Origin of the sequence: Stenotrophomonas sp. HMSC10F07 (assembly GCF_001807895.1) — a bacterium.
GTDB lineage: Bacteria > Pseudomonadota > Gammaproteobacteria > Xanthomonadales > Xanthomonadaceae > Stenotrophomonas > Stenotrophomonas sepilia.
In genome coordinates, this window is record NZ_KV791317.1 from 15002 (window position 1) to 30363 (window position 15362).

The 15362-nt window shown below is 67.6% G+C and carries 11 protein-coding genes; 7 read left to right on the top strand and 4 right to left on the bottom strand.

What is annotated here, in order from left to right; genetic code table 11:
* Window positions 1–79: 79 nt before the first annotated feature.
* The 3 genes from HMPREF3114_RS00690 (at window position 80) to pbpC (ending at window position 9039) form a co-directional block, all read left to right on the top strand.
* The gene (locus tag HMPREF3114_RS00690; protein WP_053498918.1) at window positions 80–1540 is read left to right on the top strand and encodes a bifunctional 2-methylcitrate dehydratase/aconitate hydratase; all 1461 of its coding nucleotides are present in this window, start codon (window positions 80–82) and stop codon (window positions 1538–1540) included.
* A 160-nt stretch (window positions 1541–1700) separates the two neighbouring features.
* Complete coding sequence (locus tag HMPREF3114_RS00695) at window positions 1701–6608, top strand: alpha-2-macroglobulin family protein (protein ID WP_053498917.1); 4908 nt, start codon at window positions 1701–1703, stop codon at window positions 6606–6608.
* A 49-nt stretch (window positions 6609–6657) separates the two neighbouring features.
* Window positions 6658–9039 carry a penicillin-binding protein 1C gene (gene pbpC / locus HMPREF3114_RS00700; RefSeq protein WP_053498915.1) on the top strand — a complete coding sequence of 794 codons (2382 nt, stop codon included), beginning with the start codon at window positions 6658–6660 and terminating at the stop codon, window positions 9037–9039.
* Between the two features lie 74 nt (window positions 9040–9113).
* Here pbpC and HMPREF3114_RS00705 read toward each other — a convergent pair whose 3' ends face one another.
* Window positions 9114–9689 (bottom strand): ferritin-like domain-containing protein, encoded by a 576-nt coding sequence (locus HMPREF3114_RS00705; protein WP_053498914.1) that lies wholly within the window; start codon window positions 9687–9689, stop codon window positions 9114–9116.
* 29 nt (window positions 9690–9718) lie between these two features.
* Window positions 9719–10201, bottom strand: a complete 483-nt coding sequence (locus tag HMPREF3114_RS00710) for a peroxiredoxin (protein ID WP_049413449.1) — start codon at window positions 10199–10201, stop codon at window positions 9719–9721.
* A gap of 261 nt (window positions 10202–10462) precedes the next feature.
* Here HMPREF3114_RS00710 and HMPREF3114_RS00715 point away from each other — a divergent pair, with 261 nt between their 5' ends.
* Window positions 10463–11350 (top strand): DnaJ C-terminal domain-containing protein, encoded by an 888-nt coding sequence (locus HMPREF3114_RS00715; protein WP_005418339.1) that lies wholly within the window; start codon window positions 10463–10465, stop codon window positions 11348–11350.
* 125 nt (window positions 11351–11475) lie between these two features.
* Here HMPREF3114_RS00715 and pilH read toward each other — a convergent pair whose 3' ends face one another.
* Together pilH and HMPREF3114_RS00725 are read right to left on the bottom strand one after the other, a co-directional pair.
* Window positions 11476–11847, bottom strand: coding sequence for a twitching motility response regulator PilH (gene pilH, locus HMPREF3114_RS00720; protein ID WP_005410644.1), 372 nt, complete (start codon window positions 11845–11847; stop codon window positions 11476–11478).
* Between the two features lie 88 nt (window positions 11848–11935).
* Complete coding sequence (locus tag HMPREF3114_RS00725; RefSeq protein ID WP_053498913.1) at window positions 11936–12931, bottom strand: YhdH/YhfP family quinone oxidoreductase; 996 nt, start codon at window positions 12929–12931, stop codon at window positions 11936–11938.
* A 153-nt stretch (window positions 12932–13084) separates the two neighbouring features.
* Between HMPREF3114_RS00725 and hflK the strand changes: the two genes are divergently transcribed.
* From hflK to HMPREF3114_RS00740, 3 genes are all read left to right on the top strand, one after another.
* Window positions 13085–14218 (top strand): FtsH protease activity modulator HflK, encoded by a 1134-nt coding sequence (hflK, locus tag HMPREF3114_RS00730; RefSeq protein WP_053498912.1) that lies wholly within the window; start codon window positions 13085–13087, stop codon window positions 14216–14218.
* Window positions 14215–15078, top strand: a complete 864-nt coding sequence (locus HMPREF3114_RS00735) for a protease modulator HflC (RefSeq protein ID WP_053498910.1) — start codon at window positions 14215–14217, stop codon at window positions 15076–15078. The genes hflK and HMPREF3114_RS00735 overlap by 4 nt, the downstream gene beginning before the upstream one ends.
* A 67-nt stretch (window positions 15079–15145) precedes the next feature.
* The gene (locus HMPREF3114_RS00740; protein WP_005414170.1) at window positions 15146–15331 is read left to right on the top strand and encodes a DUF2065 domain-containing protein; all 186 of its coding nucleotides are present in this window, start codon (window positions 15146–15148) and stop codon (window positions 15329–15331) included.
* The last annotated feature ends 31 nt before the right edge of the window (window positions 15332–15362 follow it).

Sequence of the window (15362 nt, forward strand, 5' to 3'; positions counted from 1 at the left end):
AGACCGATTGCTTTGGTAGATGCCAACCTTGGTTGGCATGGTGCACGGGCGACCGTGCACCGCAACGAGGAGATCGATAATGTCCGACAGCCACACCCCATCCAACGAGCGTGCAGCGTGGGATGCGCTGCTGGTGGGCATCGTCGACTACGTGCGCGACGCGCGCATCGACTCACCGCTGGCGTTCCAGACCGCGCACCACTGCCTGCTCGACACGCTGGGCTGCGGCCTGGAAGCGCTGTCGTTCCCGGCCTGCAGCAAACTGCTTGGTCCACTGGTGCCGGGCATCAGCGTGGTCAACGGCGCACGCGTTCCGGGTACGCATTACGTGCTGGACCCGGTGCAGGCCGCCTTCAACATCGGCGCGATGGTGCGCTGGCTGGATTTCAACGATACCTGGCTGGCGGCCGAATGGGGGCACCCTTCGGACAACCTGGGTGGCATCCTTGCCGTCTGCGATTGGCTGGGGCGCAACGCGCAGGCTCTGCGGCGCCCACCGCCGACCGTGCGCGACGTGCTGCTGGCAATGATCAAGGCGCACGAGATCCAAGGCGTGCTGGCGCTGGAGAATTCCTTCAACCGGGTCGGGCTGGACCACGTGGTGCTGGTCAAAGTGGCCACCACCGCTGTGGTTGCGCAGCTGCTCGGCCTGGATCGCGAGCGCATGCTCAATGCGTTGTCGCTGACCTGGGTCGATGGTCAGTCCCTGCGCACCTACCGGCACGCACCCAACACCGGCTCGCGCAAGAGCTGGGCAGCTGGCGATGCGACCAGCCGTGGCGTGCGCCTGGCGCTGATGGCGGCCAGTGGCGAGATGGGCTACCCCAGCGTGCTCAGCGCGCCGACCTGGGGCTTTGAAGCGGTGTCGATGCATGGCAAGGCACTGACGCTGGGGCGACCGCTGGTCAGCTACGTGATGGAGAACGTGCTGTTCAAGATCAGCTACCCGGCCGAGTTCCATGGCCAGACCGCAGTGGAGGCGGCCATCATGCTGCACCAGCAGTTGCGTGCGATGGGGCGGCGGGTCGAGGACATCGCGCATATCGCGATCCGGACCCAGGAAGCCTGCATCCGCATCATCGACAAGCAGGGCCCGCTGCATAACCCGGCCGACCGCGACCATTGCGTGCAGTACATGGTCGCCATCGCGCTGCTGCACGGGCGGCTGGTGGCCGAGGATTACGAGGACGACGTTGCCGCTGATCCACGCATCGATGCCCTGCGGGCGAAGATGGCCTGCCATGAGGATCCGCAACTCAGCGCCGACTACCTGGACCCGGACAAGCGCAGCATCGCCAACGGCCTGGGCGTGCGCTTCAGCGACGGTACTGAGCTGCCCGAGGTACTGGTGGAATACCCGCTCGGCCATGCCCGACGCCGGGAGGAAGGCATTCCGCTGCTGATGGACAAGTTCCGCCGGCACCTGGCCCACCGCTTCCCGACGGTCCAGCAGCAGCGCATCCTGGCGGCATCACTGGATCCGGTGGCGCTGGCGGCAATGCCGGTGACCGACTATGTGGACCTGTACCTGCCGGGGTGAGGCCGCTCTGGTAGATGCCAACCTTGGTTGGCATGTGGGGGGGCGCCAACCAAGGTTGGCGGCCAGCGGGTCCCGGGCGGAACCGGGTTTCCGACCGCCGGGGCGCCAACGCCTTGACGCGGCCTGCCTATAATGGCCACCTCGATCAAGGAGTGACGACATGAGCGGTCCGGCACGGCGGAAGCGGTGGGGATGGGCGGCGGCGGTACTGGCAGGAGGCCTGTTGCTGGGCCTGGCCGGCTGCCGCAACGACAGCGGGCAGTTGCCCAAGGCCAGTGGCGAGGCGATCACCACCAAGGCCGAGCAGGTGAAGGAATTCACCCTGCTGCGGGCCTACCCGGACCAGAAGAATGACGGCCTGTCGCTGGCGCTGGAGTTCTCGCGCCCGCTGGTCGGCACCCAGGATTTCGACACGCTGGTGCGCTTCGAGGAGAAGGTCGGCACCGAAGACAGCAGCTGGACGCTGTCCGATGACGGCCTGACCCTGCGCTACCCGTTTGTCGAGGCCGGCAAGGAGTTCAGCCTGGTGGTCTCGCCGGACCTGCTGGCCGCTGATGGCAGCCGCCTGGGCAAGGAACTGAAGCAGAAGGTGTTCAGCGGCGAGCTGAAGCCGGTGGTTGGCTTCGCCTCGCAGGGCAGCGTGCTGCCTGCCAAGGACAGCCGTGGCCTGCCGGTGGTCTCGGTGAACGTTCCGGAAGTCGACGTCGAATTCCTGCGCGTGCGCGAGAAGGATCTTCCGACCTTCTTCAGCCAGTACCAGCGCGGCGGCCGCCGTGGCAGCTGGGAGCTGAGCAGCGACTACGAGCGCAGCCCGATCAACAAGCTGGCCGAGCCGGTGTACGTCAACCGTTTCATCCTGGGTGGCAAGAAGAACGAGCGGGTGCTGACCTACCTGCCGACCCAGGACATCAAGGAACTGCAGGAGCCGGGCCTGTACTTCGCCCTGCTCAAGCGTACCGGTGACTACGAAGGCGAGTTCGACACCGCGTTCTTCTCGGTCAGCGACATCGGCCTGCATACCCGCGCCTACAAGGACAAGCTGTTCGTGCACACCGCCGGCCTCAAGGACGGCGCGCCGCTGAAGGGCATCGACCTGCGCGTGCTCGACGCCAAGGGCGAGGTGGTGCTGAAGGGCAGCACCGACGGCAATGGTAATGCGCTGCTGAACTACACCCTGGATGCCACCCACGTGCTGGTTGCCAGCAGTGGCAAGGACACCAGCTTCCTGCCGTTCAACCAGCCGGCGCTGGACCTGAGCGAATTCGCCGTGGCCGGCCGTGACAACGCCTGGTTCGATGTCTATGCCTGGTCCGGGCGCGACCTGTACCGGCCGGGCGAGACCGTGCGGCTGTCCGCGCTGCTGCGCGACAACGACGGCAAGCCGGTCAAGGCGCAACCGGTGTTCCTGCGGCTGAAACAGCCCGACGGCAAGACCTTCCGCGAGACCCGGCTGCAGCCGGGTGACCAGGGCTACATCAATTTCGAGCAGGTGATCCCCACCGAGGCGCCGACCGGGCGCTGGCAGGTCGAGTTCCGCACCGACCCGGCCAGCAAGGAAGCGATCCAGGGCATGACCCTGCGCATCGAGGAGTTCCTGCCCGAACGCATGAAGCTGGACCTGGACAGCGCGCAGAAGACGCTGAAGCCGGGTGAGGACCTGCGCCTGCAGGCCAATGGCGCCTACCTGTATGGCGCACCGGCCGATGGCAACCGCTTCACCGCACGCATGGCGGTGGCCGCCGAACAGAAGCCGGTGGACGGCCTGCCGGGCTATTTCTTCGGTGACCCGACCCTGCAGCTGCCGCGCGAGGCCAAGGACGTGATCGATACCACGCTGCCGGGCAATGGCCAGCTGCGTGAGGATGTGGCGTTGCCGGAAGAGGCGGCCAAGGCCAAGGCGCCGATCGCCGTGGTGCTGTCCGGCAGCCTGTATGAAACCGGCGGCCGCACAGTCACCCGCACCCTGAAGCGGGTAATGTGGCCCGCCAATGCGCTGGTCGGCGTGCGACCGCTGTTCAACCCCGACGATGGTGCTGATTCCAACGGCAACGCACGCTTCGAACTGATGCGCGTGGATGCCGCCGGCACACCGCAGCCAGCCAAGGGTCTGAAGATCACCCTGGTGCGCGAGCTGCGCGACTACCACTGGACCTTCAACGACAACCGCTGGGACTACGACTTCACCCGCCGTTTCGAGAACAAGGAAACCCGCACCGTCGATGCCGGCAACAGCGCGGTCGCCTTTGATTTCCCGGTGGAGTGGGGCGAGTACCGGGTGGACGTGTTCGATCCGTCCACCGGCCTGACCAGCCGCTATCCGTTCCGTGCCGGCTGGAGCTGGGGCGATGACAACCGTGGCCTGGATGCGCGCCCGGACAAGGTCAAGCTGGGCCTGGACAAGACCGGTTACAAGGCCGGTGACACCCTGGAGGTGACGGTGACCCCGCCGCACGCCGGCAAGGGCATCCTGATGGTCGAGACCGACCGCATGCTGTATGTGCAGGACATCGAGGCCAAGCCGGGTTCGACCTTCAAGATCCCGGTCACCGCCGACTGGGAGCGCCACGACGTCTACATCACCGCGCTGGTGTTCCGTGGCGGCAGTGCGCCGAGCAAGATCACCCCGGCCCGCGCGGTAGGCGTGGTGCATGTGCCGATGGACCGCAAGGGCCGCACGGTGGCCGTCGGCCTGGTCGCGCCCAAGCAGATGCGCCCGGAGCAGGACCTTCCGGTAACCGTCAGTGCGCCGCAGCTGGCCGGCAAGACCGCGCACGTCACCGTTTCGGCGGTGGACGTGGGCATCCTCAACATCACCCGTTTCCCGGTGCCCGATGCCGGTGCACACTTCTTTGCCCAGCGTCGCCTCGGTATCGATGCGTACGACATCTACAGCCGGGTGATCGAGAGCTTCGATGGTGGCAGCGGCAAGCTGAAGTTCGGCGGCGACATGGCGCTGCAGGCATTGCCGCAGGCCAAGCGCCCGACCGCGCGCGTGCAGACCGTGGACCTGTTCTCCGGCCCGGTACAGCTCGATGCCAAGGGCAATGCCCGCATCCGGCTGAAAGTGCCGGACTTCAACGGCACCCTGCGCGTGTCGGCGCTGGTCTACAGCGATGACCAGTACGGCAAGCGCGACGTGGAAACCATAGTGCGCGCACCGATCCTGGCCGAAGCCAGCATGCCGCGCGTGCTGGCCCCGGGCGACCGCAGCACCGTGACCCTGGACGTGCAGAACTTCACCGGCAAGCCGGGCCAGTTCAACGTGAAGGTGGAAACCGAGGGCCCGTTGAACCTGGGCGAGGGCAGCCGCAGCGTGCAGTTGAATGCCGACGCCAAGACCACGCTGAGCTTCCCATTGTCGGCACGCGAAGGCCACAGCGTGGCCAAGGTGAGGGTGCGGGTGGACGGCAACGGCTTCAAGGCCGATCGCCGCTACGACCTGCCGGTGCGTGCGGCGTGGCCGCAGGTGCTGCGTTCGCAGGTGCGCACGCTCGATCCGCTGGCGGCGGTCAGCCTCGACAACAGCCTGACCGAGGGCCTGATGTCCGAGTCGGTGAATGCCCGCCTGCTGGTCAGCCCGCTGCCGCCGATCCCGTTCGCCAGTGCACTGCAGGGCGCGCTGAACTATCCATATGGCTGTGCCGAGCAGACCACCAGCAAGGGTTACGCCGCGCTGATCCTGGACCAGGCCACCTCGTCGATGCTCGGCGCCGATGGCCTGGATGCCAAGACCCGCCGCGAGCGCATGGAAGGTGCGTTCGGTCGCCTGGCGTCGATGCAGGTGGCCAACGGCAACTTCTCGATGTGGGGTGACGACGGCTACGTGAACCCGTGGCTGACGCCGTACATCACCGAGTTCCTGCTCGACGCCAAGGACGCCGGTTTTGCGGTGCCCGACAACGTGCTGCAGAAGGCGCTCAACCGGCTCAGCGAGGATCTGCTGTCCGGCGGCAATCAGTTCTACGGCCAGGATGACCGCGAGAAGCTGAAGTTCGCCAACCAGGCCTATTCGGGCTACGTGCTGGCCCGGGTCAACCGTGCGCCGCTGGGTACCCTGCGTACGCTGTACGACAACGAGCGCAGCAAGGCGGTGGGCGGCCTGTCGCTGGTCCATCTGGGCGTGGCGCTGTCGCTGCAGGGTGATGCCAAGCGGGGCCAGGCCGCGCTGGCCGCAGCCTTCGCCAAGTCCAGCAGTGAACGCCCGTCGTACTTCGGCGACTACGGCAGCGCGATCCGTGATGACGCGCTGATGATCGCGCTGACCCATGAGAACAAGCTGGCCAGGCCAGCCTGGGATGCGCGTGCGGTGGATCTTGGCCGTGGCCTGGATGCGCGCCGCAATGCCGGCTGGATGTGGCTGAGCACGCAGGAACAGGTGGCGATTGCCCGCCTCGGCAAGGCGCTCGCCGCCAATCAGAAGGCACTGGTAGCGGGTGAGCTGGTGATCGGTGGCAGCACCGAAGCGATTGGCGAGCGCAAGCTGTTCGGACGCAACTTCAGCGCCAGCGAGCTGGCCAGTGGCGTGCGCTTCACCCCGCAGGGGCAACCGCCGATGTTCGCCAGCATCGACGTGGCCGGTATCCCGCGCAGTGCACCCGCACCGGACAACAGCGTAGTGGGTATTGAACGCAGCTACTTCGGTACCGATGGCAAGCCGTGGTCGCCGCGCCCGCTGAAGGAAGGCGAAGCGCTGATCGTGCGCGTCACCGTCACCGCCGACACCACGATGCCCGATGCACTGCTGACCGACCTGCTGCCGGCGGGCCTGGAGATCGAGAACTTCAACCTGGGCGATGCCAAGCAGTGGGCCGACGTGGTGGTCGATGGCATCACCATCAGCGACCGCGGTGAGGCCGCCGATACCAAGCACGAGGAGTTCCGCGACGACCGCTACGTGGCCGCGCTGAAGCTCTCGCGTGGCAGCAAGGCCAACGTGTTCTACCTGGTCCGCGCGGTGACGCCGGGAACCTACTCGGTGCCGCCGCCGCTGGTGGAGGACATGTACCGGCCGCAGCTGCGCGGCGTCGGCCGCAGCAACCCGACCACGATCACGGTGGTACAGCCGTGACCGCGCGGACGGGCCGCGACGGCGCGGCCCGTCCTGCTGGCAACCCGCAATGAAGAACACGATGACGAACCGGCTGGCGGCCCTGCGCCGCCGGTGGCGGCCGCTGTGGCCATGGCTGCGCTGGGGCATGGCCGCTACGCTGGCGCTGCTGCTGGTGCTGGATTTCGCCTTCCCGCCGCCGCTGCCGAAGCAGCGTGATACCAGCACCCTGGTGGTGGCTGCCGACGGCACGCCATTGCGCGCGTTTGCCGATGCCGAGGGCGTGTGGCGCTATCCAGCCTCGATCGACAGCGTCTCACCGCTGTACCTGCAGGCGTTGCTGACCTATGAAGACCGCTGGTTCTGGCGGCATCCGGGCATCAACCCGCTGGCGATCCTGCGGGCCAGCGGCCAGCTGCTGCGTGGCGGCCGCATCGTGTCCGGTGGCTCGACCCTGACCATGCAGGTCGCGCGCATTCTCGATCCGCACTCACGCACCCCGTGGGGCAAGCTGAAGCAGATGCTGCGTGCGGTGCAGCTTGAGGTGCACCTGAGCAAGCAGCAGATCCTGGCCCTGTACCTGGAGCGTGCACCCTACGGCGGCACCATCGAAGGCGTGGAAGCGGCCAGCTGGGCCTATCTGGGCAAGCCGGCGGCGCAGCTGTCGCATGCCGAGGCTGCGCTGCTGGCGGTGCTGCCACAGGCGCCCAGCCGGCTGCGCCCGGACCGCCATCCGGAAGCTGCGCAGAAGGCGCGCGACAAGGTACTGTCACGCATGGCCGAGCTGGGCGCGTGGACACCGGAAGAAGTGGAGGATGCGCGCGTCGAGAACGTGGTGGCGCGTTCGCTGCGCCCTCCCTTGCACGCCGCGCTGCTGGCGCAGCGCCTGCACTCGGCGCATCCGGGCCAGGCACGCATCCAGAGCAGCATCGACATCGGCCTGCAGCGCACGCTGGAAGAGCGCGTGGCCAGCTATTTCTCGACGCTGCCCGAGCGTACCTCGGCGGCCCTGCTGGTGGTCGACAACCGGACCCTGCAGGCACGCGCCTATGTCGGTACATTGTCCTTCGGTGACCGCCAGCGGCTGGGTCACGTGGACATGGTGCAGGCCTGGCGTTCGCCAGGCTCCACGCTCAAGCCGTTCCTGTACGCGATGGCGCTGGACGATGGCCTGATCCATTCGGAAAGCCTGCTGGTCGATGCACCGCAGAGTTTCGGCAGCTACCGCCCCGGCAACTTCGACATGGCCTTCAATGGGCCCATTGGTGCCTCCAGCGCATTGCGGCTGTCGCTCAACGTGCCGTCGGTGGATCTGCTGCAGCGGGTCGGCGCGGCGCGCTTCGCTGCCCGCCTGTCGCACGCCGGGATCCAGCTGCGCTTCCCGCCGGGCAGTACGCCCAACCTGTCGCTGATCCTGGGCGGCACCGGCGCGCGCCTGGAAGACCTGGTCGGCGCGTTCGCCGCGCTCAACCGGAGCGGTATCGCCGGCCGCGTGCGTTACACCGACGACGAGCCGATGATCGAGCGGCGCCTGGCCTCGCCGGGCGCCAGCTGGATCGTGCGCGAGATGCTCGAATCAAACCCGCGCCCGGGATACAGCGCCGGGACGTTCGATGTCGGTGGCCGCCCGCGCGTGGCGTGGAAGACCGGCACCAGTTACGGGTACCGCGATGCATGGGCGATCGGCAGTACCCGCCACTACACGGTGGGCGTGTGGGTGGGCCGGCCGGACGGTACTCCGTTGCCGGGCCAGTACGGCGCGGTCACCGCGCTGCCGCTGATGTTCGAAGTGGTGGACAGCCTGCCGCGCCAGCGTGGTGATTCGGCGGCCGCGCCGATGCCGGCCAGTGTCAGCCAGGAAGACATCTGCTGGCCCACTGGCGAACGTGCCGAGGGACTGCCGGCTGCACTGTGCCAGCGCAGGATGCCAGCCTACCTGCTCGATGGCGCCGCACCGCCGACCTTCCCGGAGCGCGAGGCGCGGCGCTGGCAGCCGGGGCGTCAACGTTACCTGGCCGATGCCCGCAGCGGACTGCGCGTGTCTGCCGATTGCCGCTTGCCGCACGAAGAAGTCGCCCGCGAGATCGCGCGCTGGCCGGCGTTGCTGTCACCGTGGCTGCCCAAGGCCACGCGCGAGGCTTCGCAGTTGCCGGGACTGTCGCCAGACTGCCGCGACGACGGGCGCGAGGCCAGCGTCGCGCTGCATGTGGACGGGCTCAATGACGGCGCCACGCTGGCGCGCGCGCCTAATTCGGAACACGGCGTGCGCCTGCAGCTGCGCGCGCTGGGCAGCGAGCAGGCGGTGGACTGGTTGCTGGACGGCCGCTGGATCGCGCAGACCCACGGCGCGCAGTTGATGCAGCGCGAGTTCGCCGATCCCGGTGCGCATACCCTGACCGCCTTGGCCGCGGACGGCGCGTGGACGCAGGTACGGTTCAACGTGCTGCGGTAGCGCCGGGCCATGCCCGGCGGAACCGTTCGGATCACATTGCATACGCCGGGCATGGCCCGGCGCTACCGGTTTCACTATTCCCCGATCCACCCATCCAGCAGATCGGCGAACTCGTCGGCGTGTTCCTCTTCCTGTGCCAGGATCTCTTCGAGGATGCGCTTGGTGGTGGTATCGCGGTCGCCGATGAAGTTGATCATCTCGCGGTAGCTGTCGATGGCGATGCGTTCGGCCACCAGGTTCTCGCGGACCATGTCGCGCAGGTCGCTGCCTTCCTTGTATTCGGCATGCGAGCGCGCGGTCAGCGTATCCGGGTTGAAGTCGGGCTCGCCGCCGAGCTGCACGATGCGCTCGGCCAGCTTGCCGGCATGCGCCTGTTCCTGCTGTGCATGTTCAAGGAATTCAGCTTTCACCGCGTCGGCCAGCATGCCCTTGGCCATGAAGTAGTGCCGGTAGTAGCGCAGCACGCACACGTACTCGGTGGCCAGTGCGTCGTTGAGCAGCTTGATCACCACCTTGCGGTCGGCGCTGTAGCTGTCGGTGATCGCACCATCCTCGATGTTGCGCCGGGCACGCTCGCGCAGGGCCTTGCGCTCGCTGATGCCGGGAATCTGCGCGGTGGGCTTGGGGGCTTTGGCTGGCTTGCTGGACATGGCTGGCCGTTTCCTCTTGCGGTGGGAGATCAGGTGGGCAGGTGCTCCAGCACGTAGTCGGCCGAAGACACTTCGAATTGACCGGGCTGTTCAACCCAGGCGGCGCGGACCACGCCGTCGACCACGTACAGGGCGAAACGGCGCGAGCGGATGCCCATGCCCGAGGCACTGGCGTCGAGCTCCAGGCCGAGCGCACGGGTCAGTTCGGCATTGCCGTCGGACAGCATCAGCAGGCCGTCGGGCACGTGCTGATCGGCGGCCCAGGCCTTCATCACGAACGGGTCGTTGACGGCCATGCAGTAGACATCGATGCCGCGCTGGCGGAAGGCCTCGAATTTCTCGACGTAGCCGGGCAGGTGGCGGGCCGAGCACGTCGGCGTGAACGCGCCGGGCACAGCGAACAGCACCACCTTGCGCGCGTCGAACAGCGAATGCGTATCGAGCGTTTCAATGCCCTCGCGGATGCGCTTGAGGGTGACTTCCGGAATGCGGTCGCCGACATGGATGGTCATGGGGAACTCCTTGCTGGGGCAGCGTAGTGGGCCGGATGGGACAGGGACGTCAAGACATTGGAAAACCGGCGTGCAGGTCCCATCTTCAGGCTTTGCGGAGCGGGCTTCCAGCCATAGCCTGGGGCAGGGCGATGGCAACCGCATTGCGCAGGATCAGTCGGCCTCACCGGGGCCGCACGAGGGGCGGCGTAGCATCGCCGGCGCGTAGAATGAACCTGGGGCGGCGCCACCGGCGCGGCCGAAGCAGATCGAGGTAGCTGGATGGAATTCAAGGATTACTACGCCACCCTGGGGGTGGAACCGAGCGCGGGCGAGGCGGAGATCAAGACCGCCTACCGCCGGCTGGCACGCAAGTACCACCCGGACGTCAGCAAGGAGGCCGGGGCCGAAGACAAGTTCAAGGCGGTCAACGAGGCCTATGAGGCGCTGCGCGACCCGGAAAAGCGTGCAGCCTACGACCAGCTGCGCGCGCAGGGCTATCGCCCGGGCGAGGAGTTCAACGTGCCGCCGAACTATGGCGGCGCCGGTGGTTTCAACTTCGAGGAAGTGTTCGGGGGTGGTGGCGCCAACGGCGGCTTCAGCGACTTCTTCGAAAGCCTGTTCGCGCGCCAGCGCGGCGGTGCCGGCCCTGGCCCGGGATTCAGCAGCCAGGGCCATGCGCCCAACCGCGACACCCGCGCCAAGCTGTCGGTACCGCTGGAAGCGGCCTACAGCGGCGACAGCCTGCGCATCACCGTCAACGGCAAGCAGCTGGACGTGCGCGTGCCCAAGGGCATCCGTCCGGGCCAGGTGATCCGCCTGGCGGGGCAGGGCAACCATGGCGGCAACCTGCTGCTGGAAGTGGAGTACGCCGCACACCCGCAGTTCGAGGTCGATGGCCGCAACATCCTCTACACCCTGCCGGTCACGCCGTGGCAGGCCGCGCTGGGCACCAGCATCAGCGTGCCGACCCTGGGCGGCGCGGTGGAACTGAAGATCCCGGCCGACTCCGATGCCGGGCGCAAGCTGCGCCTGCGCGGGCGTGGCCTGCCGGGCAATCCGGATGGCGACCAGATCGTCGAGATCGAGATCGTGGCCCCGGCCGCGACCGACGAGGCGCAGAAGAAGGCCTACCGGAACCTGGCCAAGGCGTTTGGCGAGACGATCTGAGATGGATCCTGGTGGGTGCGGACCTTGGTCCGCACGCCTTTCGGCCGTTCAAGGCGTGCCAACCAAGGTTGGCACCTACCAAACAAGAGCGTGCCGACCAAGGCCGGCACCCACCCGCGCGCGTCTCAGCCCTGCCCGGCGAACACGCGCTCCAGCACTTCGGACAGCTCGTCTTCCGAGAACGGCTTGGTGATGTAGGCCTTGGCGCCTTGGCGCATGCCCCACATGCGGTCGGTGTCCTGGTCCTTGGTGGTCACCAGGATCACTGGAATATGCCGGGTTGCCTCGTCGCGGGCGAGGGTGCGGGTGGCCTGGAAGCCGTTGAGATTGGGCATCACCACGTCCATCAGGACCAGGTCGGGCAGCTCGGCCTTGGCGGTTTCGACCCCGGCGGCGCCATCGGTGGCGGTCAGGATCTGGTGCCCGAGCTTCTCGACGATGCGCTGTATCCCCAACAGCTGCGACGGTGAGTCGTCGACGATCAGAATGCGTGCCATGTTGTTCCCCATGTAATGCCCGCAGTGTAGTGCGGGCTCATTACCGGCGGGAGGGGCGCATCTGCCGTCCGTCGCCTGCCTGCTACGTTCAGTCGATCCGCACCACGGTGCGGCCCAGCGAGCCGCCCGCCAGCATCCGCTCGAACACGGCCGGCAGGCCATCAAGGCCAACCTCGGCGGTACAGATGCGGTCCAGGTGCTGCGGTTTCCATTCGTTGCCCAGCCGCGCCCAGACGTCCTCGCGCAGCCCGCGTGGCGCATTGGCCGAGGACACGCCCAGCAGCGACACGCCACGCAGGATGAACGGCATCACGGTCATGTCCAGCGCCGGGCTGGCCGCCAGGCCGGCACTGACCACGCTGCCGTAGGGCGCGGTCTGCGCCAGCAGGCTGGCGAGCATGGCGCCGCCGGCATTGTCCAGGCCCCCACCGAAACGCGCCGATTGCAGTGGGCCGGTGTCGGCCAGGGCCTCACGCGGCAGCACCTCGGTGGCGCCGATGGCGTGCAGGAAACCGGTCTGGTCGGGTTTGCCGCTGATCGCATGCACCGTGTAGCCGGCGCGGCTGAAGATCGACAGTGCCAGCGCGCCGACGCCGCCACTGGCGCCGGTGACCGCCAGCGGTCCAAGTTCCGGGCTCTGCCGGTTGTCCTGCATGCGCAGCAGCGCCAACGCCGCGGTGAAGCCGGCGGTGCCCAGCACCATCGCCTCGCGTGGGCTCAGCCCGGCCGGCTGGGCGATCACCGCACGCGATTCCAGCCGCACATACTGGCTGTAGCCGCCGTCGCGGGTCTCGCTGAGGCCGCAGCCGGTGGCCAGCACCGCGTCGCCTTCACGCCATTCCGGATCGGTGCTGGCGACCACGGTGCCGGCTACGTCGATGCCCCCCACCAGCGGGAAGCGGCGCAGGATCTTTCCCTTGCCGGTGCCGGCCAGGGCGTCCTTGTAGTTGACCGAGGACCAGTTGGCGCGGATCAGAACCTGGCCGGGGCTGAGGTCTTCGACCTTGAGCTGGGCCAGGCCGCTGCGGTAACCGGCGTCGTCGTTTTCGATGCGGAAGGCGGTGAACGGGGTGGTGGGGGCCATCGGCATTGCCTGACTTCGAGGAAAACGCCACCTTACCCCGTTGCCCCCCTTTCGATCCTGCCGATCCGCCCCATCTTGTATGATCGGTAATGGTTTCACGGCTGGCGCCGCGGGAAGGGCCCGCGCCGCAGCCCACATCTTGATGGAGCGTGCATGGCCTGGAATACACCCGGCGGCAACAAGGGCGGACAAGGCCCCGAGGACAATCGACGCGGGCCGTTCGGGTCACGCGGCGGTGGCAATGGTGGTGGCTGGGGCGGTTTGCCCGGGCCACTGAAGGACCTGTTCGACGGCGGCATCGTGCGTTGGGTGGCGGCGGCCGTGGTGCTGCTGGTGCTGTTCTCCAGCTTCCAGTTGATCGGCGAACAGCAGCGTGGCGTGGTCCTGCGCTTCGGCCAGTTCTCGCGCATCCTGCAGCCCGGTCCGAACTTCAAGCTGCCGTGGCCGATCGAATCGGTCACCAAGGTCAACGCCACCGAGATCAAGACGTTCTCGATCCAGGTGCCGGTGCTGACCCGCGACGAGAACATCGTCAACGTCTCGCTGAACGTCCAGTACCGCATCGACGACCCGCAGCAGTACCTGTTCGGCACCGTCGATGCCAACCAGGTGCTGGAGCAGTCGGCGCAGAGCGCGGTGCGCGAGGAAGTCGGCCGTGCCGACCTCAACGCCGTGCTGAACAACCGTGGCCCGCTGGCCGTGGCCGCCGAGGAGCGCCTGCAGGCACTGCTGAAGGCGTTCAAGACCGGCCTGACCGTGACCGGCCTGACCCTGCAGGACGCCCGTCCGCCGGAAGAAGTGAAGCCGGCCTTTGACGAGGTCAACGGTGCCCAGCAGGTCAAGGAACGCCTGATCAACGAGGCCCAGGCCTACGCTGCCAAGGTCGTGCCGGAAGCCCGGGGCCAGGCCTCGCGCGCCCGTACCACCGCCGAAGGCTACAAGCAGGCCGTGGTGTCCAAGGCCGAGGGTGACGCGCAGCGCTTCAGCCTGTTGCAGGCCCAGTACAAGGACGCCCCGGAAGTGACCCGCAAGCGCCTGTGGCTGGAGACCGTGCAGCAGGTGCTGAGCGAGAACCGCAAGGTGATCGGCGGCGATGGCCGCCAGCTGATCTACGTGCCGATGACCGGCGATACCCGTCCCACCACCTCGGCCCCGGCCGCAGTGGCGAACCCGGACGTGGTGATGCCGTCGCTGCCGGGTGCAGCGGTGGAAGCTTCCCGTGATCCGGGCCGGCCGGTGGGCCGCCCGACCGGGCGACCGAGCGGCCGTGAGGAGGGCAGCCGATGAAGAGTCCTATCTGGATCGCCGTGATCGTGGCGGTGGTGCTGGGCCTGCTCGGCTCGGTGTACGTGGTCCGTGAGGACCAGACCGCCATGGTGCTGAACCTGGGCAAGGTGGTGCGTTCGGACATCAAGCCGGGCCTGCATTTCAAGGTGCCGGTGGTGGAAACGGTGAAGGTCTTCGACCGCCGCTTCCAGGTGCTCGACACCGCGCCGGCGCGCTACTTCACCGCCGAGCAGAAGGACGTCAGCGTCGACTTCTTCGCCGTCGGCTACATCTCCAACGTAGGTGACTACTTCCGTGCCACCGGCGGCGATCCGCGCATCGCCAATGCCCGCCTGGCACCGATCATCACCGACTCGCTGCGCAACCAGATCAACTCGCGCACCCTGCAGCAGCTGGTGTCCGGCGACCGCAGCGAGCTGATCGCCGAGCAGCTGAAGGGGATCAACGAGGCGGTGGCCGGCCTCGGCATGCAGATGATCGACCTGCGCATCAAGCAGGTGGACCTGCCGACTGACAGCCAGGTGATCAACGACGTGTACGAGCGCATGCGCGCCCAGCGCAAGCAGGAAGCGGCCAAGCTGCGTGCGGAGGGCGAGGAGCAGTCGCTGACCATCCGTGCCCAGGCCGACCGCGACAGCACCGTGCTGATCGCCGAGGCCGAGCGTGATGCACAGCGCCTGCGCGGTGAAGGCGATGCCGAGGCGGCCCGCATCTACGGCAAGGCTGGCTCGGCTGATCCGTCGTTCTATGCGTTCTACCGCAGCCTGGAGGCCTACCGTGGCTCCATGACCGACGGCAATGGCGTGATCGTGCTCGACAAGAACGACCCGTTCCTGCAGTACCTGAAGAACGACCGCTGAGGTCGCAGGGCACTACCCCACGGGGCCCGGCCAGACGCCGGGCCCCGTGCTTTTTCCGGAGTCCCCCATGAAAGATCTGTTCGCCGCCGTCTGCCTGGTCGCGGTGCTGGAAGGCCTGTTCCTGTTCGTGGCGCCGTTCGCCTGGAAGCGCATGGCCGAGCGCCTGCTGGACCTGCCCAGCCCGGCCCTGCGCAGCTTCGGCGGGCTGGTGCTGCTGGCCGGCCTGAGCCTGCTGTGGTGGGTGAGGCATTAGCAGGGGTCAGATCCCTTTCCGCAGGAAAGGG

Coding starts and splice junctions, on each gene's coding strand:
- HMPREF3114_RS00725 (WP_053498913.1), bottom strand. CDS start 12,931: ATGGCCCCCACCACCCCGTTCACCGCCTTCCGCATCGAAAACGACGAC.
- HMPREF3114_RS00715 (WP_005418339.1), top strand. CDS start 10,463: ATGGAATTCAAGGATTACTACGCCACCCTGGGGGTGGAACCGAGCGCG.
- HMPREF3114_RS00740 (WP_005414170.1), top strand. CDS start 15,146: ATGAAAGATCTGTTCGCCGCCGTCTGCCTGGTCGCGGTGCTGGAAGGC.
- HMPREF3114_RS00705 (WP_053498914.1), bottom strand. CDS start 9,689: ATGTCCAGCAAGCCAGCCAAAGCCCCCAAGCCCACCGCGCAGATTCCC.
- pilH (WP_005410644.1), bottom strand. CDS start 11,847: ATGGCACGCATTCTGATCGTCGACGACTCACCGTCGCAGCTGTTGGGG.
- HMPREF3114_RS00735 (WP_053498910.1), top strand. CDS start 14,215: ATGAAGAGTCCTATCTGGATCGCCGTGATCGTGGCGGTGGTGCTGGGC.
- hflK (WP_053498912.1), top strand. CDS start 13,085: ATGGCCTGGAATACACCCGGCGGCAACAAGGGCGGACAAGGCCCCGAG.
- HMPREF3114_RS00695 (WP_053498917.1), top strand. CDS start 1,701: ATGAGCGGTCCGGCACGGCGGAAGCGGTGGGGATGGGCGGCGGCGGTA.
- HMPREF3114_RS00690 (WP_053498918.1), top strand. CDS start 80: ATGTCCGACAGCCACACCCCATCCAACGAGCGTGCAGCGTGGGATGCG.
- pbpC (WP_053498915.1), top strand. CDS start 6,658: ATGAAGAACACGATGACGAACCGGCTGGCGGCCCTGCGCCGCCGGTGG.
- HMPREF3114_RS00710 (WP_049413449.1), bottom strand. CDS start 10,201: ATGACCATCCATGTCGGCGACCGCATTCCGGAAGTCACCCTCAAGCGC.